This window comes from Hymenobacter duratus, from assembly GCF_014698995.1.
Taxonomy (GTDB): Bacteria; Bacteroidota; Bacteroidia; order Cytophagales; family Hymenobacteraceae; genus Hymenobacter; species Hymenobacter duratus.
This window is the reverse complement of record NZ_JACWZZ010000002.1, coordinates 401,688-423,604: the sequence shown is the minus strand read 5'-3', so window position 1 is coordinate 423,604 and position 21,917 is coordinate 401,688. Positions and strand designations below refer to the sequence as shown.

Sequence of the window (21,917 nt, the reverse complement as noted above, 5' to 3'; positions counted from 1 at the left end):
GCTGCGCTACACGGAGTAGTAAGCTGCCTGGCTCTTGTAATGGTATTCGTAGGTCTCGTTGAAGTTGACGTTGTTGAGCAGCACATACACCTGGCCTGCCGGAGCCGTGGGGTGCGACGTGTCAACGAGCTCCTGCAGGTGCTGCAGGCTAGTGCGCTGCGTGTAGCGGTGCCGCACCACAAACACCGACACGTCGATGTATTGGCGCAGAATGTGATATTCCGATACCAGCCCCACGGGTGGCGCGTCCAGCACCACATAGTCGTACTCGGCCTTCAGCTGCTCAATCATTTCCCGGAAGCGGGGGCTTTCCAGCAGTGCCACCGCATCTTCCGGAATCAGGCCGGCCGTCAGCACATCAAGGTTAGGAATGTGCTCCGACTGCTGCATGGCTTCTTTCAGACTGATGTCGCCTTTCAGGTACGATGACAGCCCGGGCCGCCGGGGCGGAAAATCGAAGTAGGCGCTCATGGTGGGTTTGCGCAGGTCGGTTTCAATCAGCACCGTGCGCTTGCCCGAAATGGCCAGTTCCGCCGTCAGGTTGGTGCAGCAGAAGGTTTTGCCCTCGCCCGATATCGAAGAGGTAAACCCGATGACTTTCTGCCGGGCGCCACCACTCACATACTGCAGGTTGATGCGCACCGTGCGGAACGATTCCGTTACGGCGGACTTGGGCAGCTCGTGGCGCACCAGCTTGATGGATTTGCCCGCGTCGGCAATCAGACCCAGAAACGGTACGGTCGTCACGCTCTTAATCTGGTCGACGGTCTGCACGGTCTGGTTGGTGCGCTCCAGCAGCATAATCAGGCCCGCCGGCAGCACCAGCGCCAGTATCAGGCTAACGAGGTAGAGCTGCTGCGGATGAGGCGGGAGCGGATCAGCGCTTTGCATGGCGGCTTGGTCCACTACCTTTTTGTCGCTGGAGTTGGTGGCCAGGGTCACGGCCGCTTCCGTCTTCTTCTGCAGCAGAAACGTGTAGTTTTTGTCATTCACATCGGCCTGGTTGCGCAACAGGGCCAGTTGCCGCTCATTCTCAGGAAGCTGACTGATGCTGCTGCGCACGGCACCCAGGCGTTGGTCGTAGCTGCGCAGCGTAGCGTCGGCCGAGACGATAAGGTTGGTAAGGTTGCGCAGCAGGGCCGCGCGCCGGCCCTTTATTTTGTTGTCCAGCACCTGCAGCACCGGGTTGTTTTCTGATGCGCCCACCGCCAGGCCGGCTTTCTGGGTGTTGAGCTGGGCCAGCTCGATGATCTGGCTGTTGAGTACCGGGTCTTCCACGCCCAGGCCGGTAGCCGAGCTGACGGCATCTCCGTCCGGCGAGGAACGCAGCAGGTTCAGCACGTTCTGGTACGCCATGCGCGCGTTCTGGGTGCGGGCCCGGTCGTTTTCGAGCTGGCCGCGCATCTGCAGGTCGGCGTTGGTCTGCTGGCCAGCATCAATCAGGCCGCGCTGGCCCCGGAACGTGGCCACTGCGGCTTGTGAGCGACGCAGCGAGTCGCCTACTTTGCCCAGCTGCGAGTCGATGAACGCCACGGCCTTGTGGCCGTCCCGGTTCTTGTCGGTGAGGTCGTTCACGATATACGTGTTCATCAGCGCGTTCAGAAACCGGATTTCCTTGGCCGGTATGGCGCCCTGCGTCGTAATGCTGAGCACGCGCGACATCCGCTCAATCGGCTTGATGGTGAGCTTGCTCTGGTACTCGCTCGTGAGGCCCTGAATATCGTGCAGCACGAAGTAGAACGCCTTGCCCGGCAGCTGAGGCGTCAGGCCCGGCGTGGTACTTTCCACCGTGAAGTTGCAGTAAGGACTCTCGATAGGCTGGCCCAGCGTAACGGTGCGCTCAAACTGAAACTCCGGTACGGTATTCAGCATGGTGCCCGTCGTGAACTGGACTACCGGCACCCGCTTGCCCTCGGCCTTCACGTGGAACGTGCCATCGGGCCGGCTTTCCAGAAAAAAGCGCACCCCCGCCACCTGCGGCGCCGTGGTATCCACTACCACCTTCACCGGCGACTCGGCCCCGTATACTTCCTGCGTTTTCAGCGGCCGGAGCGTATTCACCCACGTATCCGGAACCACGTGGTAGCTCACGCCGAAATCCAGGCCCCGCAGCGTCTGGCTTATCACGCCCGCTGATGTGAGGATGCCAACTTCGTCTTCCACTTTGGTTTCCCGCTCCTTAGCGGCCTCCATGGTCAGCATTTCCTGCGCATGGCGCGAGCCGGTCGTGCGGTCGGCCAGCATCATGGTGGCCTTGAAGCCGTAGCGCACCGGCAGTAGCTGCGCCACAAAAAAGGCAATGGCCAGAAACAGCACCAACGACGCCGCAAAGTAGTACCAGCGCGTGCGAAGCTTAAACAGCATGTTGCTCAGATTGAGCTCATCGGCGGTAGTGGGAGTGTGGGTAGTAGACATAAGCGCAAACTGAAACTGAGTTGTAAAACGACTGGCAGCATTCAGGGCTTTCTGGAGCGGGGTAGGCAGAAGCCGGGACGGATAACTAAGTTACTATTTTGTTATAAAAAAAATTGTTTTAATCACATAAATATGTGTGCAGATTCTTGCCTTTTGCCGGCGCTACCGGAACAGGCCGTAGAGCAGGGCTGCCGTGCCCAGGCCTGAGAACAGCAGGCCCAGATTTACGGAGTTGCCGCGCTGGGTCAGGGCCTTGGAGGGCTCCACATACAAGGCATCGTTCGGGAGCAGATAGTAGTAAGGCGACTTAAGCAACTCGGGTTGGGTCAGGTCCAGCAGCACCACTTCTGAGCCGGAAGGAGTCTGCCGGATCAGCTTCACGTTGCGGCGGTTGCCAAGAGGGCTCAGGTCGCCGGCCAGGCCCAGGGCTTCTAGCACCGTAGCCCGGTCGTTGAAAACGGTGTAGCGCCCCGGGTTTTTCACTTCCCCCAGCACCGTCACCCGGAAGCTGACCAGCCGCAGGACCACGGTGGCATTGCGCACGTAGCCGGCAATCGACTGCTGCACCTTTTCCTGGGCGGCGCTCAGGGTCAGGCCCTGCACCATAATCTTGCCTACCGTCGGGACGATGATCTGGCCTTTCTCGTCCACGACATAGCCGTTGATGTACAGGGAGCCGGGGTCCGACTGGTTCATCACCAACTCAGACTCGTGCAGGCTGAACACTTTGGTGAGCTCCGGCTGCGGGCTCTGCACCCGAATGTAGAGCACGTCGTTGGGGAGGATTCGGTACTCCGTGGGCGGATTGGCTACGGACGTCGGCTGCGTGGGCGAGTACTGCCCCTGCAGGTAGCTGATGTCGCGGGTTGGAACGCAGGAGCTGAACATAAGCGCCAGCAGCAGAGCCAGAACGGGAGGGCGGAAGGCGAGCAACGCAACGTGAGAGAACATAAGTAGAGCGTGTGGTGCAGGAAATGAGCGGAGGTAAAAGACAGGAGCTCTTCAGCATAAGCATAATTTTAATAACTGGTACTTTTTAATAAAAATATTGTATGATTCTGTAAAATCAAAATATTTATTCAATATTTTTTATATTTAATTGTATTTACCTGGGTAGCTGCCAACACTGTGCTACAGGAAAGGCAAGGGTGCCTGTTTCTGATTTCCTCTGCCGGCAGGTAGTGGCCGGCAGCCGCAAACCCTTTACCTTCGGCCCCGTTGAATCAGTTTATACCCTGTACCTTACCGCATGAAAATTCTGCTGGTGGAAGATGAGCCCAAAGTGGCTGCTTTTCTGCACAAAGGGCTTACCGAACAACAGCACACCGTAGAAGTAGCCACCGACGGACCTACCGGCCTGCGACTGGCGCTGGCCGGGCAGCACGACCTCATTATTCTGGATAACCTGCTGCCCGGCCTGAGCGGACTGGAAGTCTGCCGGCAGGTGCGGGCTCATAATCCGGCGGTGCCTATTCTGATGCTTACGGCGCTGGGCGAAACCGACGATAAAATCCGCGGGCTAGATGCCGGCGCCGACGACTACCTCGTGAAGCCGTTCGCGTTTCAGGAGCTGCTGGCCCGGCTGCGGGCACTGGTGCGCCGCCGCCCCGAAACGGCTGCCTCGGTTCCTATTCTGCAGCTCGCCGACCTCACCCTCGACCCCGCCAGCAAACTGGTGCAGCGCGCCGGCCAGCCCATTCAGCTCACGGCCCGCGAATTCTCACTGCTTGAGTACCTGCTGCGCTACAAAGGCCGCGTAATCTCGCGCGTCGATATTCTGGAGCACGTCTGGGAAACCAGCTTCGATACGGGCTCCAATGTCATTGATGTGTACATCAACTTTCTGCGCAAAAAGATAGACAAGGACTTCACTCCCAAACTCATTCATACGCTGGTAGGAATGGGCTACGTGATGAAGGAAGAGTAGCGCATCCATCAAAAAAAGCAGCCCGCCTGCCCTTCCGGTATCCATAACCGGAAGGGCAGGCGGGCTGCTTATTAACAGAGCCGTGTCTACTCCTTGATCAGCTGGCGGCTGATAGGAGTGCCATCCACGGTCAGCACGAGGGTGTACTGGCCGGGCTGCTTCAGGCCCAGCTCCGCGGCTTTAAACTGATAGGTGTGCGTGCCGGCCGCCAGCTTCGTGCGGCGCAGGGCAGTGGCCAGCCGCCGCCCGGTAGCGTCGTACACGGTAATGTCGACGGGTAGCGGCCGGCTGAGCGTGCAGGAAATCTGCAGTGCATCTGCCACCGGATTCGGAAAAACCTGCACCTCATAGTCGTGGGCCGCCGCGCTGCTCCGGATGCCGGCCACGGTGCGCTCTACCGTCCAGACCACGGTGTAGGTGTGCTGGGTGAGGTGGTTGGTTGCGCGGGTGAGGGCCGTGGTATCCGTTATTTCCGCCACAATCCGGTGCGTACCGGTGCTCAGGCTGCTGAGCGGAACAGTAAGCTGGGGCTGGTTGTGGCGGACGACGGTATTGTCGCGCCGCCAGGTAACACGCAGCGTATTGGGGTTCGGGGGCAGCAGGATCAGCGCAAACGTCGGGTCCTGGCCCGGGTTGGTGATGGTAAGAGTAGTGGGGCTGTAGCTCTGCAGCGGCCCGGCCAGCGTATGAATGGTTTCGGTGAAGGCCTGCCGGCAGACGCTGCAGAAGGGCACGCCCAGCACCTGCATCTTGCAGTTCTGATGCGGCTTGTACCAGGTAGCGTTGCCGGTATGCGGATAGATGCCGATGCCGTTGGTACCCATCCAGGCCGCCCATTTCACCAAGGTTGGGTTGGCTTGCTGGGTCATGTTTTGGGTCTCGCGGGCGTACTGCTGGCCGGCCCAATACTCGTCCGATAGGCCGGAGAAGGAGTGCCCAATTTCATGGATGCTGATTTCATTGGCGCTTGGGTGCACTGAAGAGGTAGCCAGCGCCCCACCCGAACCGCCGTACTCGGTGGAGTTGACAACGATGAAGGCCTGATCGTAGAGTGGGAAGGAGGCCGCCAGCACGCTGGCCACCGCCCCCTGGTTGCGCGGCACCAGCAGCCGGTGAATACCACCCTGGTCGAAAGAGCTGCCGAAATAGTTATTGACTACTGCCACCGGCAGCGTGGACGAAGTGCAGTCGGGAGCGGTGCGCGGGTGCGAAGCGCCCGATTGGGCGGACGGCACGCGCACGGCAAACACGTTGAAGTAAGCCTGATACTCGCGGAAAGGCGTTTGAGTGAACATAGTCGCCACAATCCGGTCGACATCAGTGCGGAAGCGGGCCAACTCGCTGGCCTGGTAGCCGTCACTCAGAAACACTAGGTTGATGCGCCGGTCGAGGGGACCGGTTTTCACGAGCGTATCGACGGGAAAACTCTGAGCGTTTGCGCCTGCGGCCAACAGCAGCAGGAGAAGCAGAAAGGCGTAGCGTGTTTTCAAGGCTGTAGGGGAAAGGAGGTGGACGCAATAACCGTGGCCGTAGCCGCCGCAACTTCTTCGACGCGCACCTGCGTGGCCTGCGCCGGCAGCGAAAGCCGCACAAAAAACTCCGCTTCGGGCAGGCTGACTACCCGGCGGCTTAACTGCTGCTTTTCATCGGTGTACTCCACCGATTTGCGCAGCGGATGCTCTACTACCGCGGCGGTGCCCAATGGCTGGCCCGCCGCATCAAGCAGCCGCACCGCCAGATAGTCGGTGCCGGTGGCTGGGGTGGGAGCAGGCGCAGCTTTTAAGCGGCCCGGCGCGGCCTGGCTGCGGAGGAGCGTGATGCGGGCCGGCTGCCCGGCCCCGGCAGCTACCACCCGAAACGTGAGAAACACAACCGCTGGCTTTTCGGCTGTGGACTCCAGAGTAGCAGCAGGTCCCGATGCCGCGGTTGCCGACGACACAGGGCGTTGGCAACCGGCCAAGGTGGAGAAAAGCAGCACGTAAGGGATGAAGTGCAGACAGCGCATAGAGTCTGAAGTAGGAGGGTAGGCAGGGCCGCGGGGCAAGCGGCGTTTGGCTCTGCCCGATGCGCGCGGCCAATCCCCAAGACAATATAAGGCCCCGGGAGGAAACCAACAGGATAGATGGGTACAGAAGCCAGCCAGAGGATTGACAGGAAGTGCTTGTGCTGCTGTGCCGCGCAGTGAAAATAGATGGATACGCCGTGGCGGAGCTCGGTATCTGAGCAGTAGGGAAGGGTGCTGTAGGGAGGCTGACAGCTGACTGCTGGTGGGTAGGTGCCACCTGCGTGCGGGTTTCTGGCGGCCTGCGGGCAAAACGAGCCGCGTTGATATGGAGAAACGGGCTGTTGGTGTAATAAAATTTACGGCCCAAGGCCAGTGAGGTAGGTTTGAATCATCAAGCAGGAAGGAGCAGGCAGCTGCAACTGCTGGCCTTCTTACTGCAGTTTTTCTACACCCATTCTCTCATTTTATGCCTCATCAGTTTTACTTCAGCGCTTTTCTTTTAGCGGCCAGCCTGAGTGCTCCGCTTGCTACGCAGGCCCAGACTGCTGCAGAACCTGCCGCCCCTGCCCCGACCAAGACAGCACCGGCGCCTGGTTTCCAGTCAGCTACTCTTTTCAAGCTGGGTACCGGCCTCACGCGCGGCCTGACCATCGGCGGATTTATGGGCACGGCACTGCCGCTGGTGGCCAGCGTGGAGCACAACTACGCACCGGCCTGGTCCGTGTACGGCAACGTGAGCAGCGGCTGGCGCATAGGGGCCCGCACGGCGGCACCCGAGCGTGGTACCCGGTCGGCGTATGTCACCGAGGTAGGAGCAGACCTGGGCGTGCGCCACTACTACAACCAGGAGAAGCGGCAGGCTGCCGGACGAGCTGCTGGGCCGTTTGTGGGCAACTATGTGGCTCTGCAGGGTAGCACCAGCTTCACTCCCTACTATGCACCCAAGCTTTACCACGAAGTATCGGCCCTGTCGGTGCTGTGGGGCACGCAGCATCGGTTGGGCAGCCACGGCCTGCTGGATGCCTACGTGGGTGGCGGGCTGGAAACCCGACGGCTGAATATGAGCTACCGGGGCGTGCAGATTCGCCCGCACCTGGAAGTGGGCATCAAGCTGAGCCTGGTGCGGTAGGGGCGGGGAGCACAAAGCTTCTATTGCCAGTATTGCTAGGTGAGGGGAGGACTTTATTACAAGAGAATTTTATGAGCACTTTTGCACTATCCTTCCCTAATTCTCTCCAGCCCGCTTTTACCGTGCCGCGCTTTAAAACTATCCTGCTTCACGTCACGCTGTGGGCTACATTTTACATATATGAGGTGCTTTGCCTGTGGACGTTGGGTGGCCCGGTTCCCAACCCAGTGGAAACGGCCCCCAACTATGCTATTTCAGCTTTACTGCTGTACGGCCACGCGCTGTGGATATTCCCCCGATACTACAACACTAAGCGCTACGGGCAATACGCCTTGGGCCTGATCGGCCTATTAGCTGGCTACTGTACTTTACGCTACTTACTAGCCGTGTATTTAGTGCCTGCTACGGGCATTACGATGACGTTAACTTATCAAAATGCCCGCATGTTCTGGTCCCTGGTAATCTGGCGAGGCGTGCAGTTTCTGGGCTATAGCTTCACGTATGCCTACGCCGTGTATGCCATCAGCATGCAAAAGCAGCTGCGCCTGCACGAGCAGCAACTGCGCAACCAGGAGCAGCAGCTCCACCAGCAGGAGCGGGGCTTGCTGGAAGCCGACATTGCCTTCCTGAAAAGCCAGATCAACCCGCACTTTCTCTTCAACTCTCTCAATTTCCTGTACGCCCAGGTCTACCCGCTTTCCGAGCCTACGGCCAAAAGTGTACTGCTGCTCTCCGACATCATGCGCTACGCCCTAAACGAAGGCGGCGAGCAGGGCAAGGTGATGCTGGACAAGGAAATTCAGCACCTGCGCAATTATGTGGCTCTGAATCAGCTGCGCTTCGACCACCAGCTGCAGGTAAAATTTGAAGTGCAGGGCAGCACCCGGTTTCTGCTGATTCTGCCGCTAGTGCTCATCACCTTCGTTGAGAACTGCTTCAAGCACGGCGAGCTGTTTGATGCCGCCCACCCCGTGCTGGTGCAGGTGCGGGTGCAGGAAAACCAGCTCACCTTCTTCACCAGCAACCGCAAGCACGGCGGCCCCGTGGAGCACTCCACCGGCATCGGGCTCGAAAATACCCGCCGCCGACTGGCGGCCATCTACCCCGGCCGCCACCAGCTCACCATACACGACACGCCCGACACCTACGCCACCCACCTTACCCTGACCCTGTAGTGATACGCTGCCTGATTGTGGACGATGAGCAGGGCGCCATCGATATTCTGCGGCAATTCGTGGAGAAAACGCCCTTCCTGGAGCTGGTGGCCAGCACCACCAACCCCGTGGAGGCCCTGCGCCTGGTGGCCACCCAGCCCGTGGACCTGGTGTTTCTCGACATCCACATGCCCCAGCTCTCGGGTCTGGATGCCATGCCGCTGCTCACGGGCAAGTGCCAGGTGATTCTGACCACAGCCTACAGCGAGTTTGCCCTCAAAGGCTTCGAGCTGGAAGCGCTGGACTACCTGCTCAAACCCATTGCCTTTGAGCGGTTCCTGAAAGCGGCCCAGAAAGCCCTGAAAGCGCAGGCCCTGCCCACCCAGCCCATTGCCCCACCGCCCGACAGCTACATCTTCGTCAAGACGGAAAGCAAGGGCCGCATGCGCAAGGTCAGCTTCGAGGAAATCGTGTATGTGGAGGGGCTCAAGAACTACGTGTCCATCTACACCGAGCAGGAGCGTATTATCACGCTGCTCAACATCAAGGACCTGCAGGAGCGGCTGCCGCCAACCCAGTTTATGCGGGTGCACAAGTCCTACATCGTGTCGCTGCCCAAAATCAAGGCCTTGGACGGCAACCAGATCCTGTTTCAGGACGGCAAGGCCAGCGCCCCGCTCGGCGACACGTACCGACGCGGCTTCTTCGAAGCGCTGCAGCGCTACGTGGTTGGGGGCTAGAGGCGCGAAATAAGCACCAGCCCCCCGGCTACTTTCTGGGTTTGATATCCTGCGTATCGCACCACTTCGGTGGGGTGGACGCTTGGTTACGCAATGTGCTGCCAATTATATCACGACCCAGTACATGCTATTTCTCTAGCCAACAAACCCAATTCCTATGCTCCCAATTCGTTACGTATGGCTGCTATTGCTCACTTTCTGCGCCGGGGCACTACGAGCTCAAACCCCGGCTTTGCCAGCTAGCGTCCAGGCCAGCCCCGCCGCTCAGTCGCTGACCCCGCGGCAAGTGGCGGGCGTGGCGGCGCTGGGCCAGCTCTGGGGCTTTCTGAAATACCACCACCCGGCCGTGGCGGCCGGGCAGCAGGACTGGGATGCTACGCTGCTGCGCCAGCTACCCGCCCTGCTGGCCTGCCGCACAACCGCCGAGCAGCGGCTGCTGCTCGGCGGCTGGATACGCAGCCTGGGCGACGTGCCCGCCTGCCCCAGCTGCGCCACCCCGCCCGGCCTGCCCGTGCACACCGCCCCCGACCTGCGCTGGGCCCGGGAGTCCCGGGTCTTTGATGCCGCCCTGCGGCGGCAGCTGGCCTACATCCAGACCAACCGCTACCAGGGCGAGCCCTACTACGTGGGGAAGCTGCCGGCCGGCAACGCGTCGTTTCCGCACGAGGAAGCCTACGCCAACCAGGCCTGCCCCGAGGTAGGGCTGCGCATCCTGGCTTTGTGCCGCTTCTGGAATATGGTGGAGTACTACTCGCCCTACAAGGAGCTGGCGGCCCGGCCCTGGGCCCGGGTGCTGCCCGAGCTGCTGCCGCTGTTTGCGGCCGCCGATACGCCCCTGCGCTACCGCCACGCGGTGCTGCGCCTGCTGGCGGAGCTGCAGGACGGGCACGCCACCCTGGCCCCGGATGCCCTGCTCGACCAGGAAGCGGGCGCGTACTTGGTGCCGGCGGTGGTGCAGTTTATCGGGGAGCAGGCGGTGGTACGGCGCGTGCGCCAGGACGGGGTGGGCCAGCCCAGTCCCCTGGCCCCGGGCGACATTATCACCCACCTCAACAGCGTGCCGGTGGCGGAGCTGGTCCGGCAGCGCCTGCCCGAAACGCCGGGCTCCAACCGCCCCGCCCGGCTGCGCCTCATTGCCCGGGAGCTGCTCGTCAGCCCCACGCCCGAGCTTACGCTGGACCTGCTGCGCGAGGGCCGACCGCTGCGCGTGCGGGCCGAGGCCCGCCTGACGACCACCCTGACGCCCGTGCCCCGGGCTGCGGCCGATAGCCTGTACCGATTTCTGACCCCGACCGTGGGCTATATCGACATGGCCCAGGTGCGCCGCGACAAGCTGCCGCGGATGATGCAGACCTTCCGCCAGACCCGGGGCCTCATCATCGACCTGCGCAACTACCCCGGCGACTTCGTAGCGGGCCAGCTGCCCGGCTATTTCCTGCCCGAGCCCGCGACCTTCGCCCGGTACACGCTGTTCGATACCCGCTCGCCCGGCCGCTTTCTGCGCGCCGACCCCGACACCATCTACCCGCAGGCCGGGCCCGGGCTGCCCTACACCGGCCGGGTGGTGGTGCTGGTCAATGAAATCACGCTGAGCCAGGGCGAGTTTACGGCCATTACGCTGCGGGCTACGCCAAACTGCACCATTCTGGGCAGCCAGACGGCCGGGGCCGATGGTAACCGCTCTTCCATCACGCTGCCGGGCGGGCTGAAAACGGGTATGTCGGGCATCGGCGTGTTCTACCCCGATGGGCGCCCCACCCAGGGCGTAGGCATTATCCCGGACGTGGTGGTGCAGCCGACCCCCGCCGGCCTGCGCGCCGGCCGCGACGAGTTGCGGGAGCGGGCCCTCGAACTGCTTCAGCGCCAGTAGCGGAAACTTCTGAATCTCACGGGCAACAGCGCTGCTGTTCCGCATGAGCGCTCAATTCACCAGCAAGCCCTTTCAAATTCTTTCACGGCAATGTCCTCGTTGCCGGGCCTCAGTTCCGGGCTACTGCCTGCGTTTGCTGGCCGGCTGGTTCAGGCTGCGCATTCCTACTACTTTTTATTCCTGCTTTCCCTCCCATGATAGTCCCCGCTTTCTTCCGTGCTTTTGCTGCCTCGCTCACCGTCGCCTTCCTCCTTGCCCTGACGGGCTGCCATAAAGAAGAAATTAAGCCGTCCCGCCCCGCGCCCGCTACTACCGGAACCCTGGAAGGACGGCTGCAGCCCATCGGCTCCGCCGACAGCATCCTGCTGCACGGGGCGGGCTTCCGGCGCTGGTCGGTGGCGCCCGATGCGCGCACCGGGTTGTTCCGGTTTACGCAGCTACCTCCCGGGAACTACCTGCTCGGGGCCGTGCCGGTCGCCGACTATCTGTTTACGTCCAATGAGGCCCAGGAACTGATGGTAAAAGTCGGTGACACTACCCGCACCCTGCTCACGCTGCCGCGGGCCGTGCGGGTGCGCGGCACAATCAGCTGGGAGATGAACGGGGTGCGCTACAGCGTGCCGGCCACCTCTGGCGAATTCACCGCCGATAAATTCACTATCGAAGGCAGCTCCGCCCCCGATGCCAACCAGGAAAGCCACTCCCTCACCTTGGTTATCAGTCAGGCCGGTCTCGCCAATGCGCGGCCCTTCAGCGGCGTGGGCACCTATCCACTGGGGGGCAGCGTGTATCCCTACGCCCGATACACGTTTACCCGTGGAGGTAATTTTGATCAGTACACAACCATGTATTCCTTCCAACCCGTCGGCACCATTACGGTAAGCCAGTTCGACAGCGTAGCGCGGCGGGCGGCTGGTCGGTTCGAGTTCATCGGTACCTACTACAGCTTTACTCCGGGAACAGGCGCAGCAACTCCCAGCCAGCGCATTACCAACGGAGAATTCGCCATAACCTTCTGACAACCTGCTTGATTCCTAACCCGCGTCGTAACCTTGCCACGCGGTTTACAGGTGGCATTGGCTTGATAAGCAAAGAATCAAATAAGAATTCCCGTTGCTGATTCACGTAGTTATTATGCGTCTTTTTTGGTTTGTACTGCTGCTCTGCTGCCTGCACTGCGCGGGCGCCCGGGGGCAAACTCTCATGTTGGAGGGCACCGTGCTCGACCGCGCCACCCACGCCCCGGTGGCCTACGCTACGCTGGGCGTGGCCCGGCAGCCCTACGGCTCGGTGGCCGATGCCGAGGGTGGGTTTCACTTCACCCTGCCCGGCGACGTGGCCGGAGCGGAGCTGGTGGTTTCCTGCGTCGGCTACGAGCCCGTCCGCCTGGCCGTGGACGATTTCCGGCCGGGGCGCCGTACCATCGAGCTGACGCCGGCGGCTGTTTCGCTCGGCGAAGTCATTGTGCAGGCGCCGCTGGGCAAACCCCGCAAGCCCCGCACCTTTGGCCGCACCGGCAGCTCCACCCTGATGGGCGCCAGCCTGTACACCGAGCCCAGCCTGATCAGCGACGAGCTGGGCCGGGAGCAGGGTACCGTGATTGAGCTGGACCCCGGCTCCCAGTTGCGCGAGGCCCGCTTCTTTGTGGCCTTCAACCGGTTCAAAACCGTCACGTTCCGGCTGCAGCTCTACCGCGTGAAACAGGGCCTGCCCGACCAGCCCGTGCCGCACCCGGATATCGTATTCGACGTGACGCAGCCCCGGGGCTGGGTGACGGTGGACCTGCGCCCGTATCACCTGAGCCTGGGTGACGTGCGCCAGGTGGCCGTCACGCTGCAATGGCTGCGCAGCGAGGCCATTGCCGGCAATACCAAGGCGTTCGGGCTGGCCGCCGTGCCTACGCCGGGCCACGCGGTGCTGTTCCGCGAGAAAAGCGCGGCCCAGTGGCGGGCCATCCGCCCTGGTTACCTGAGCCTGAACCTCACGGCGGACGTCGACGCCCGGGCCGGGGCCGCCGAGACCGGGGCCGCCGCCCCCGAAACCCTGCCCGACAGCCTGCGCTACCTGACCCTGCTGGCCCCGCCTCCCCAGCCGGCCACGTCGCGGCACTACGGCGACAGCGCGGCCGTGGGCCGTACCGTGGCCATCGAGGGCGGCACGCTGTACTACGAAGAGTACGGCCACGGCGAGCCGCTGCTGCTGCTGCACGGTAACAGCCAGTCGATTGCGGCTTTTTCGGCCCAGATTGGCGAGCTGAGCCAGCACTTCCGGGTAATTGCCGTGGATACGCGGGCCCAGGGCCGCAGCCAGGATGCCACCACCACCCCGCTTTCCTACGAGCGGTTTGCCGCCGACATGCGCCAGCTGCTGGATACGCTGCACCTGCGCCAGGTAAACGTGCTGGGCTGGAGCGACGGGGGCAACACCGCCCTGACAATGGCCCTGCGCTACCCCGCCTACGTGCGTCGCCTCGCCGTGCTGGGTGCCAACCTGTTTCCGGGCCCCGAGGCCTTCACGCCCGAGCTGGAAACGCTGCTGCGCCGCCGCGCCGCCCACCCCGAAGCGGCCTCGCCTACCCAGACCCGCCTGCTGAACCTGCTGCTGCAGGAGCCCCACCTCACCCCGGCCGACCTGGCCCGGATTCAGGCGCCGGCGCTGGCCATGGCGGGGGAGCACGACGTCATCCGGCCGGCCCACACCCGGGCCATTGCGGCCGCCCTGCCGCACGGCACGCTGCTGCTCTTGCCCGGCGCCACGCACTACGCGCCGGTGGAAACTCCCCGGCTTTTCACCGAGCAGGTGCTGCGCTTTTTCCGCCCGGCGGAAGTACCTGCCGCTCAGCCCGCTGCCGGCCCAGGCCAGCCCCGCGGCTAACCTTTTCCCCGCTATGCCAGCCTTTCCCGTTCGCCTCCTTATCGTCCTGGCGGTGCCGCTGCTCCCGCTCGGCACCCACGCCCAGCGGGCCCGGCGGCCCCCCGCGGACCCGGCCCCGACCTACGCCGCCCGCATCACGCCCGCCGCGCTGCGCCAGGACCTGACGGTGCTGGCTTCCGATGCCTACGAAGGCCGCGCCACCGGCCGGCGGGGGCAGCAGCAAGCCGCCGCCTACCTGGCGCGGGCCTTTGCCGCCGCGGGGCTGCGGGGCCCCGTAGCGGGATCCGATACGCCCTACTATCAGCGCTTCACTCTGACCCGGACGGGGGTGGACTCCGCCTCGTCGGTGACGGTCGGAACCCGGACCTTCCGGGTGAACCAGGACTTCTTCGTGCTGCTGCGCAACCCGGCTGCCGCCGCTGCCGTGATTCAGCCCACCTTCGTGGGCTACGGCATCAGCACCCCCGGCTTTGCCGACTACACCCCCTCGGACCCGGCGCTGCAGGCCAAGGACCTGGTGCTGCTGCTCGACGAGCCCCGGAACCCGGCCGGCCAGCCCTTGCTGAGCCCGAACGGCCAGGCCAGCGCCTACGCCCAGCCGGGCTTTGCCGAGATGCTGGCCCGCAGCCCGGCCATGCGCACCCTGGCCCCGCACGCCACCTTCCGGATTATGCCCAGCGCCGCCGCGTTGGCGCAGGTACCGCAGGCCTACGCCGACCTGCCCGGCTGGGAACCGCGCATTGCCTTTCCCGACGGGCCGGCCCCGGCGCCCGCCGCGGGGGCCAACGTGTTTTTTGTGTCGCCCGAAATGGGAGCCGCCCTGCTGGGGACTACCGAGGCCGGACTGGCGGCCTACCAGCAGCAGGTAGCGGCCGCCGGCAAGCCCGTGGCCTCGCCGTTCCGGCCGCCGGCCGTGACACTGCAGGTGCGGGAACAAACCCAGCGCTTCCCCACCGAGAACGTGCTGGGCTACCTCGAAGGCACCGATAAGAAAGAGGAAGTGGTGGTGATTTCCGCCCACTACGACCACGTGGGCCGCCAGCACGGGCAAGTCTACAACGGGGCCGACGACGATGGCTCCGGGACGGTGAGCGTGCTGGCTATGGCCCGGGCGTTTGCCCAGGCCAAGCGCGAAGGGCACGGGCCGCGCCGCAGCCTGCTGTTTGTGGGCTTTACGGGCGAAGAGCTGGGCCTGCTGGGCTCCCGGTACTACACCGACCACCCTGTATTTCCGCTTACGGCCACCGTGGCCAACCTGCACCTGGACATGGTGGGCCGCGTGGACAGCCTCCACCAGCAGGGCGACTACCTGTACCTGCTGGGCAGCAACTGGCTTTCCGGCGAACTGCACGAGCTGAGCGAGCAGACCAATGGCCGGCATCAGCCACTGCAGCTGGACTACCGCTACAATACGCTGACCCATCCCGCGTACCTCTACTACCGCTCCGACCACTATAACTTCGCCCGGCAGCAGGTACCAGTCATCTACTACTTCAGCGGCTTCCACCCCGACTATCACCAGCCCGGCGACGATGTGGATAAGATTGACTTTGCGGCCCTCACCCGGCGCAGCCAGCTCATCTTCCGCACCGCCTGGGCAGTAGCCACCGCGCCCCAACGGCCGCGCCCGGACCCGGCGCGCGCAAGCCCGGGCTTCCAGCCCACCGCGCCGGAGCTGGACCGCTACGCGGGGCGTTATAGCTGCCCGCAGCTGCCGCTGACCATCACCCTGTCCCGGGTGGGGGAAACGCTGCAGGCCCAGCCCACGGGGCAGCCGGCTTTCGTGCTGCGGCCGGTTCGCCCAAACGTCTTCCGGTTCGAGCCGACCGGCGGGCTACTGGAGTTTGAGGCGGGGCAGTCGCGCTTCGTGCTGGTTGAAGGATGCTGCCGCTTCGCGTTCAGCAAGCCCTAGCAAGCGGGTTGCCGCCTGTCCATACTTCCAGATATTTACTTCACCATATTTCTTTTCTCTCCATGTTTCTTACCTACTCTCTGCGCTGTGCGCTCTTCCTGCTAGGGTGCGTCCTGTTTCTGGTTACTGGCTCCTGCTCCAAGGAAGATGCCGTGGCGCCCCTGCCTACTGAGGACATGATTCAGGGCCAGGTCACGCCGGCTCGGGCCGCCAGCTACGTCACCCTGACAGGCGCCGACGGCCGGGATACCTATTCGCTTACGGCCGAACCCAGCAGTAGCTACAACGCACCGGCATTATGTTCGATTTGCATGCAATTTCCAGCAATACTGACCCGGTAGACATTTTTTTTCTTCCCTACTTCCTCTTTTCTGATGCGATACGCTCTTATCTTACTCGCCTCTGCCGCCGGCATGCTGCTGACGGATGGCTGCACGACCAGCCATGCCCAGGCGCCAGCCAGCGCCCGGCCCGTACTAACCGACAACCCACTCCGAACGGCCCTCGACTCGGCGGTACACCGCGTGGTGCTGCCCTACATGCAGCAGCCCGAAGCGGCAGGCTTGTCCATTGGAGTGTACCAGCAGGGCCGGCAGCGCTTCTACAACTATGGCGAAGTGGAAAAGGGCACGGGCCGCCGGCCTACCGCCACTACTTACTACGACATGGGCTCGGTGGCCAAAACCTTCGTGGGCACGCTGCTGGCCCAGGCCGTACTCGACAAAAAGGTGCGGCTCACGGACGACATCCGCCAGTATCTGCCCGGCCAGTACCCCAACCTGCAGTACCAGGGCCAGCCTGTGCGGCTGGTAGACTTGGCCAACCATACCTCGGGCTTGCCCGGCACCGCCCACGTGTACACGGCCGCTACCAAGCAGCGCCTCGACCAACTGAACCTTGCGGAGAAGACGGCGCACTACAACCGCTACTCAGCCGACAGCCTGCTGGCCGACATGCACCATTTTCAGCTGGCTACCGCGCCGGGCACCACCTACCGCTACAACGGCGTAGCCACGCTGGTGCTGCAGCTACTACTGGAGCGTGTCTATCAGCAGCCCTACGAGCAGCTGGTGACCAGCTATGTGCGCAAGCAGTTCGGCCTGCGCGATACCAAGCGCGTGCTTTCAGCCAAAGAACAAATGCGCTACGCTATAGGCTACACCCGGCCCGACCTGCCGCAGGCGCACCAGAACTACACGGGCTACTGGGGCGGCCCCAACCTGAGCTCCACCGCCGCTGACCTGCTGCGCTACGCACAGGCTAATCTGCAGGAGCGGCTGCCGGCCGTGCGCCTGGCCCACCAGCGCACCTGGGGCGGGGCCGCGGAAACGGGAATGGGGCTAACCTGGATGTTGGATACCGATGCGCAGGGAAAGCCGCGAATCTATCATAATGGCAAATCCACTGGCTACAATACCCGACTAGTGCTTTACCCGGCCACGCAGGTAGCTATGGTGCTGCTGGTGAACGAAAACAGCAGCCAGGACCGGCTAACGGAGCTGGAAGAGAGCCTGAAACGACTAGTGCCTTAGCCTTAGCGTAAATTTTATCCTGGTAAGCCATTGGCCAGCTGATAAATCAATGATTATGACCCAACTTGCTTCCGAAATCCCGCTGGTATCCTCTATCCTGTAATGAAGTACTTCCTTTTCTGCGCTGGCCTTTGGCTGGCGCTTGTGGCCTCTGCCCAGGCGCAAACTTCTCTTTTGACGGAGGATTTTGAAAGCGGCACGCTGGGCGGTTTCACTGCCGTTAATGGGCCGCAGACGCCCGCCTGGTACGCCGGTGCCGCACCCGGCAACGGTCCGCGCTGGTCCGGCAACACGGCCGCTTTTGTTTCCTCAAATGCCGGCACCTACGGCCCCTTGTCGGGCCTGAATGGAGTGGTGCACCTATACCGGGATGTAACGTTTCCGGCCGGTACGACTGAGTTTGTGCTGCGCTTTGACTTCCGGAGCCAGGGCGTGCTGGACGTACACCTGGCCCCGACCTCTTATCAGCCTACGGCGGGCGTGCGGCCAACGTCGCCAGCGGCCACGCAACTCAGTGCCAACCTGCAGAACGGCGGATATTACAGCACGGCCTTCCTGCGGCTGCCCGCAACCGTAGCGGGCACTACGCAGCGCCTGATTTTCACCTGGGCCAGCTCTTCCCAGGTGCCGGCCGCGCTGCCCGCCGTACTCGACAACGTGGAAGTGACGGCGGGTCCGCCCGTGGCCCTGGCTGGTGCTTATACTCTTAGCCGCCAGCAGCCTCGTAGCCCACGAAATTTTCAGAGTCTGACCGACGTGTTTTTCCAGCTGAATACTGCCGGCACCAGTGCCCCGGTAACGGTAGCCATTCCTGCGGGTCAGCGTTTCACTGAATTAGTACCGCAGCTCTGGGGTACCAACACGCATCCGGTGGCTTTTCAGAAGCAGGGAGTGGGCCCAAACCCGCAATTGCAGGGTGGCAACATCGACTTAGTAGGCGCTCATCACGTCACCTTCGACGGCCTGGACATTGCGCCCGGCCCGGAAGCCGTGGGACCCGAAGCCGGGTACGCCATTTCGGGCGCGTTCGATCAGGGCAGCCACGACATTCACATCCGCAACGCCACCATCACGATGCGGCAAACCCAGGCGCATACCAAGGGTGTCTACCAGCGCAATCTGCTGCTAGCCAGTGCCGGGCCGGGAGATACGGCCCTCGTAAACCGGCGCATTCACTACGAAAACCTGCAGATTCAACAGAGCTGCCACGGTATCTGGGTGGCGGCCGGCATTGGCAACGTTCCTGACTATGATGTGGAGGTAGCGCGCGTAACCATCGGCGACGGAACACCGGGCAACATCGGCTACCCGACAAATGGCTACGAGGCCTACGGCATGTACTTTATGCGCGTCAATGGCCTGAACGTGCACGACAACGTGGTGCAGGGCGTAGTCAGCCGTACCAATTTTGCGGTGGGCATTTACGTCTATGACCTGATGGGGCCGTTGCCGTCCGTATTTGCCAACAACCGCATCCGGGACATTGAATTCCGGCACCCGGCCAACCCGGCTATGTCGCCGGTCATGCCGGCGCTGGCCATGGGCCTGTGGCTGCTGCAGGCACCGGCTTCCCAGGCATTGGCAGCTGGCCACCCGGTGCGGGTATTCAACAACGAAATCAGTGAGCTGCGGCACCGGCTGGCTCCGGGCGCTTCTGTTCCCACGGACCGCAACGGCCAAACCTACGGCGTACTTGCCGACTTGGGCGGCTTTGCAACCAGCCACTTGTTTTTTGCGCACAATACGGTGGCGGTAGCAGCGCCGGCCTGGGCCAATTTCAGCAGCAGCGCCCTGTTGGTACGCACCAAAAACGCGTCGTTCGGCACGGCCGAGATTCTAAATAACATTCTGCTCAACACCACTCCGCCTATCAGTCCTGTGACAGCCACAACGGTGCAGGCGGTGGTGAACATAGGCATTGCGGCCACCCAGGCCACGCCGCCGCTTACCCGCGTCCGCATGGACCACAACGACCTGGTACTGACCACCGGGGCGCAACGCTACCTGGGAACCTACTTTGCCGGAACGCCGGGCGGAACCCAGCAGTATGCCTCGCTGGCTGCCTGGCAGGCCGGCACCGGATTCGACACGAATTCTGTTGAGCTGGATCCGCAGTTTGGGGCAGGTGCCGTTGTGCTGCGCCCCACCAATGCCGCGCTGGATAATGCCGGAACACCAGTGCCCTCCGTTGCCACCGACCTGGCCGGTACCCTGCGCGGGCCGCTGCCCGATATGGGAGCCTACGAGTTCAGCGGCACGCTTAGCAGTGCGGCGGGGGAGTGGGAAAGAGAACGGGTGCAGGCCTGGCCCGTACCTTTTGCCGACCAATTGCACATTGCTGTTCCCAGAGCTACCACCACTGCACTGCAGCTGGAGCTTCTGGATGGCTTGGGACGGGTAGTGCGGCAGCAAGCCGTGCCCGATCTTGCAGAATCCATACTCCTAACTGGCCTGCAGAACCTCCCGGCCGGACCTTATTGGCTACGCCTGCGCAGCCCCCAAGGGCACCAGCAGGTGCGGCACCTGATGCATTAAGCATGTAGCAGCGTATTTAGGTGGAATGGTCTGTTAAGCTTCGCAAAGCTCAACAGACCATTCTTTTTCACTAACGCTCCTTATATCAATAGCAGGCGCACAAGCCCCGCTCGATTGGTGCTGCTGGAACAGTGCGGCAGGCGAGAAATCTGCAAAGACTGCAGCTGATTGAGGGAAATATTGTGGATAAAGGAGATGGTATTAGCTTTTTGATGCAAAAACTATAGCTTGCCTGGGCTTAACCTTATCATGCCATGGAAGTCCACGCCCTGAAATATCCTGCTCTTCGCAACTACGTGGCTGGCGAGTTTGTCGCAGATACCCAGACCGCTGCGTTGGATGTGTTCAGCCCGCTTACCGGGGCTGTCATTTCTACGGTGCCGCTGAGCGGAACCGCCGCTCTGGACGCGGCTGTGGCGGCGGCCAAAGCTGCTTTCCCGGCGTGGTCGGGCACGCCCATCAAGGAGCGGGTGCAGATTTTCTACCGCTACAAAACCCTGCTGGAGCGCGACATGAAAGCCCTAGCCGACCTGGTGCGCGAGGAAAACGGCAAGACGCTGGACGAGGCCCGCGCCGAGGTGGAAAAGGCCATTGAGCTAACCGAGTTTGCCTGCTCCATGCCCCAGCTGATTCAGGGCGAGTTTCTGGAAGTGAGCAAAGGCGTGGAAGCCCGCGCCGAGCGGAAGCCGCTGGGTGTGGTGGCCAGCATTGCGCCGTTCAACTTCCCCAATATGGTGCCGCACTGGACCATCCCGAACGCGCTGGTACTCGGCAATACCATGATTCTGAAGCCGTCGGAACAGGTGCCGCTGAGCGCCGTGAAAATTGCGGAGCTGCTGCGCGAAGCCGGCCTGCCCGATGGCGTGCTCAACGTTGTGCACGGCGACAAGCAAATCGTGGAAGCCATCTGCGACCATCCCGATATTCAGGCCGTGTCCTTCGTCGGCTCCACCAAGATTGCCAAGGTCGTGTACATCCGGGCCACCGGCAACCTGAAACGCTGCGTGGCGCTGGGCGGGGCCAAAAACCACCTAATGGTACTGCCCGACGCCCACCCCGACATGACGGCCTCCAACGTGGCCGCCAGCATGTCGGGCTGCGCGGGGCAGCGCTGCATGGCCGGCTCCACCATGGTCGGCGTGGGGCCCGTTGACAGCATCGTGGCCAAAATTGTGGAGGAGGCCCGCAAGATTGTACCCGGTCAGAATCTGGGCTCGGTCATCAGCAAAGAAGCCAAGGAGCGGATTGAGCAGCACATTACGGAGGCCGAAGCCGCCGGTGCTAAAGTCCTGCTCGATGGCCGCAACGCCGTGGTGCCCGGCCACGAAGAGGGCTACTACGTGGGCCCGACGGTGATTGACTACGTGACGTCCGACATGCGGATTGCGCAGGAGGAAGTGTTTGGGCCGGTGCTGGCCATCATGCGCACCAACACGCTGGATGAAGCTCTGGCCATCGAAAACGCCAACCCCTATGGCAATGCCGCCGCCGTTTTCACGCAGAGCGGCAGCATGGCCCGCTACGTCATGGACAACGCCTCGGCCGGCATGATTGGCGTCAACATCGGGGTGCCGGTGCCACGGGAGCCGTTCTCGTTCGGCGGCTGGAACGAGTCGAAGTTCGGGGCCTGCGACATCACCGGCAAAAGCTCCATCGAGTTCTGGACCCAGCTCAAGAAAACCACCACCAAGTGGAACCCCGAGTCCAGAGTGAACTGGATGAGCTAGAAGAACAATACTAGTAGAACGTCATGCTGAGCTTGCCGAAGCATCTCTACCGCTTTGTTGAATTACCAATGAGGTAGAGATGCTTCGGCAAGCTCAG

The 21,917-nt window shown here is 62.5% G+C and carries 16 protein-coding genes; 12 read left to right on the top strand and 4 right to left on the bottom strand.

Translation table 11 applies throughout. From position 1 onward, the window contains the following. Positions 1 to 6: 6 nt before the first annotated feature. Together IC231_RS09700 and IC231_RS09695 are read right to left on the bottom strand one after the other, a co-directional pair. Positions 7 to 2,415, bottom strand: coding sequence for a GumC family protein (locus IC231_RS09700; RefSeq protein ID WP_190784326.1), 2,409 nt, complete (start codon positions 2,413 to 2,415; stop codon positions 7 to 9). Between the two features lie 162 nt (positions 2,416 to 2,577). Continuing rightward, entirely contained in the window at positions 2,578 to 3,366 is a 789-nt protein-coding gene (locus IC231_RS09695; protein ID WP_190784325.1) for a polysaccharide biosynthesis/export family protein, read from the bottom strand. A gap of 298 nt (positions 3,367 to 3,664) precedes the next feature. Between IC231_RS09695 and IC231_RS09690 the strand changes: the two genes are divergently transcribed. Beyond that, positions 3,665 to 4,342 (top strand): response regulator transcription factor, encoded by a 678-nt coding sequence (locus IC231_RS09690; RefSeq protein WP_185887033.1) that lies wholly within the window; start codon positions 3,665 to 3,667, stop codon positions 4,340 to 4,342. 86 nt (positions 4,343 to 4,428) lie between these two features. Here the strand turns inward: IC231_RS09690 and IC231_RS09685 are convergent, their stop codons facing one another. Both IC231_RS09685 and IC231_RS09680 read right to left on the bottom strand, forming a co-directional pair. Continuing rightward, positions 4,429 to 5,832, bottom strand: coding sequence for a M64 family metallopeptidase (locus IC231_RS09685; RefSeq protein WP_190784324.1), 1,404 nt, complete (start codon positions 5,830 to 5,832; stop codon positions 4,429 to 4,431). Further along, positions 5,829 to 6,347, bottom strand: coding sequence for a hypothetical protein (locus IC231_RS09680; protein WP_190784323.1), 519 nt, complete (start codon positions 6,345 to 6,347; stop codon positions 5,829 to 5,831). The genes IC231_RS09685 and IC231_RS09680 overlap by 4 nt, the downstream gene beginning before the upstream one ends. 466 nt (positions 6,348 to 6,813) lie before the next feature. Here IC231_RS09680 and IC231_RS09675 point away from each other — a divergent pair, with 466 nt between their 5' ends. The 11 genes from IC231_RS09675 to IC231_RS09625 all read left to right on the top strand — a co-directional run bounded on the left by IC231_RS09675 (position 6,814) and on the right by IC231_RS09625 (position 21,820). Beyond that, positions 6,814 to 7,476 carry a hypothetical protein gene (locus IC231_RS09675; protein WP_190784322.1) on the top strand — a complete coding sequence of 221 codons (663 nt, stop codon included), beginning with the start codon at positions 6,814 to 6,816 and terminating at the stop codon, positions 7,474 to 7,476. A gap of 443 nt (positions 7,477 to 7,919) precedes the next feature. After that, the gene (locus tag IC231_RS09670) at positions 7,920 to 8,651 is read left to right on the top strand and encodes a sensor histidine kinase (protein ID WP_190784321.1); all 732 of its coding nucleotides are present in this window, start codon (positions 7,920 to 7,922) and stop codon (positions 8,649 to 8,651) included. After that, positions 8,651 to 9,370 carry a LytR/AlgR family response regulator transcription factor gene (locus IC231_RS09665; RefSeq protein ID WP_190784320.1) on the top strand — a complete coding sequence of 240 codons (720 nt, stop codon included), beginning with the start codon at positions 8,651 to 8,653 and terminating at the stop codon, positions 9,368 to 9,370. Before IC231_RS09670 ends, IC231_RS09665 begins: the two co-directional genes overlap by 1 nt. A gap of 157 nt (positions 9,371 to 9,527) precedes the next feature. Beyond that, positions 9,528 to 11,240 carry a S41 family peptidase gene (locus IC231_RS09660; RefSeq protein ID WP_190784319.1) on the top strand — a complete coding sequence of 571 codons (1,713 nt, stop codon included), beginning with the start codon at positions 9,528 to 9,530 and terminating at the stop codon, positions 11,238 to 11,240. A gap of 194 nt (positions 11,241 to 11,434) precedes the next feature. After that, the gene (locus IC231_RS09655; protein WP_190784318.1) at positions 11,435 to 12,259 is read left to right on the top strand and encodes a DUF6252 family protein; all 825 of its coding nucleotides are present in this window, start codon (positions 11,435 to 11,437) and stop codon (positions 12,257 to 12,259) included. A 115-nt stretch (positions 12,260 to 12,374) separates the two neighbouring features. After that, the gene (locus IC231_RS09650; RefSeq protein WP_190784317.1) at positions 12,375 to 14,114 is read left to right on the top strand and encodes an alpha/beta fold hydrolase; all 1,740 of its coding nucleotides are present in this window, start codon (positions 12,375 to 12,377) and stop codon (positions 14,112 to 14,114) included. Between the two features lie 13 nt (positions 14,115 to 14,127). Continuing rightward, complete coding sequence (locus IC231_RS09645; RefSeq protein ID WP_190784316.1) at positions 14,128 to 16,026, top strand: M28 family metallopeptidase; 1,899 nt, start codon at positions 14,128 to 14,130, stop codon at positions 16,024 to 16,026. A gap of 62 nt (positions 16,027 to 16,088) precedes the next feature. Continuing rightward, positions 16,089 to 16,367 (top strand): hypothetical protein, encoded by a 279-nt coding sequence (locus tag IC231_RS09640; protein ID WP_190784315.1) that lies wholly within the window; start codon positions 16,089 to 16,091, stop codon positions 16,365 to 16,367. 33 nt (positions 16,368 to 16,400) lie between these two features. Beyond that, the gene (locus tag IC231_RS09635; protein ID WP_190784314.1) at positions 16,401 to 17,558 is read left to right on the top strand and encodes a serine hydrolase domain-containing protein; all 1,158 of its coding nucleotides are present in this window, start codon (positions 16,401 to 16,403) and stop codon (positions 17,556 to 17,558) included. Between the two features lie 102 nt (positions 17,559 to 17,660). Then, positions 17,661 to 20,093, top strand: coding sequence for a T9SS type A sorting domain-containing protein (locus IC231_RS09630; RefSeq protein WP_190784313.1), 2,433 nt, complete (start codon positions 17,661 to 17,663; stop codon positions 20,091 to 20,093). 254 nt (positions 20,094 to 20,347) lie between these two features. Continuing rightward, positions 20,348 to 21,820, top strand: coding sequence for a CoA-acylating methylmalonate-semialdehyde dehydrogenase (locus IC231_RS09625; RefSeq protein ID WP_211538975.1), 1,473 nt, complete (start codon positions 20,348 to 20,350; stop codon positions 21,818 to 21,820). The last annotated feature ends 97 nt before the right edge of the window (positions 21,821 to 21,917 follow it).

Excerpts from the sequence above, each read along its gene's own strand:
- IC231_RS09700 (WP_190784326.1), bottom strand. The coding sequence starts at position 2,415 with ATGTCTACTACCCACACTCCCACTACCGCCGATGAGCTCAATCTGAGC.
- IC231_RS09695 (WP_190784325.1), bottom strand. The coding sequence starts at position 3,366 with ATGTTCTCTCACGTTGCGTTGCTCGCCTTCCGCCCTCCCGTTCTGGCT.
- IC231_RS09690 (WP_185887033.1), top strand. The coding sequence starts at position 3,665 with ATGAAAATTCTGCTGGTGGAAGATGAGCCCAAAGTGGCTGCTTTTCTG.
- IC231_RS09680 (WP_190784323.1), bottom strand. The coding sequence starts at position 6,347 with ATGCGCTGTCTGCACTTCATCCCTTACGTGCTGCTTTTCTCCACCTTG.
- IC231_RS09675 (WP_190784322.1), top strand. The coding sequence starts at position 6,814 with ATGCCTCATCAGTTTTACTTCAGCGCTTTTCTTTTAGCGGCCAGCCTG.
- IC231_RS09670 (WP_190784321.1), top strand. The coding sequence starts at position 7,920 with ATGTTCTGGTCCCTGGTAATCTGGCGAGGCGTGCAGTTTCTGGGCTAT.
- IC231_RS09660 (WP_190784319.1), top strand. The coding sequence starts at position 9,528 with ATGCTCCCAATTCGTTACGTATGGCTGCTATTGCTCACTTTCTGCGCC.
- IC231_RS09655 (WP_190784318.1), top strand. The coding sequence starts at position 11,435 with ATGATAGTCCCCGCTTTCTTCCGTGCTTTTGCTGCCTCGCTCACCGTC.
- IC231_RS09650 (WP_190784317.1), top strand. The coding sequence starts at position 12,375 with ATGCGTCTTTTTTGGTTTGTACTGCTGCTCTGCTGCCTGCACTGCGCG.
- IC231_RS09645 (WP_190784316.1), top strand. The coding sequence starts at position 14,128 with ATGCCAGCCTTTCCCGTTCGCCTCCTTATCGTCCTGGCGGTGCCGCTG.
- IC231_RS09640 (WP_190784315.1), top strand. The coding sequence starts at position 16,089 with ATGTTTCTTACCTACTCTCTGCGCTGTGCGCTCTTCCTGCTAGGGTGC.
- IC231_RS09635 (WP_190784314.1), top strand. The coding sequence starts at position 16,401 with ATGCGATACGCTCTTATCTTACTCGCCTCTGCCGCCGGCATGCTGCTG.
- IC231_RS09630 (WP_190784313.1), top strand. The coding sequence starts at position 17,661 with ATGAAGTACTTCCTTTTCTGCGCTGGCCTTTGGCTGGCGCTTGTGGCC.
- IC231_RS09625 (WP_211538975.1), top strand. The coding sequence starts at position 20,348 with ATGGAAGTCCACGCCCTGAAATATCCTGCTCTTCGCAACTACGTGGCT.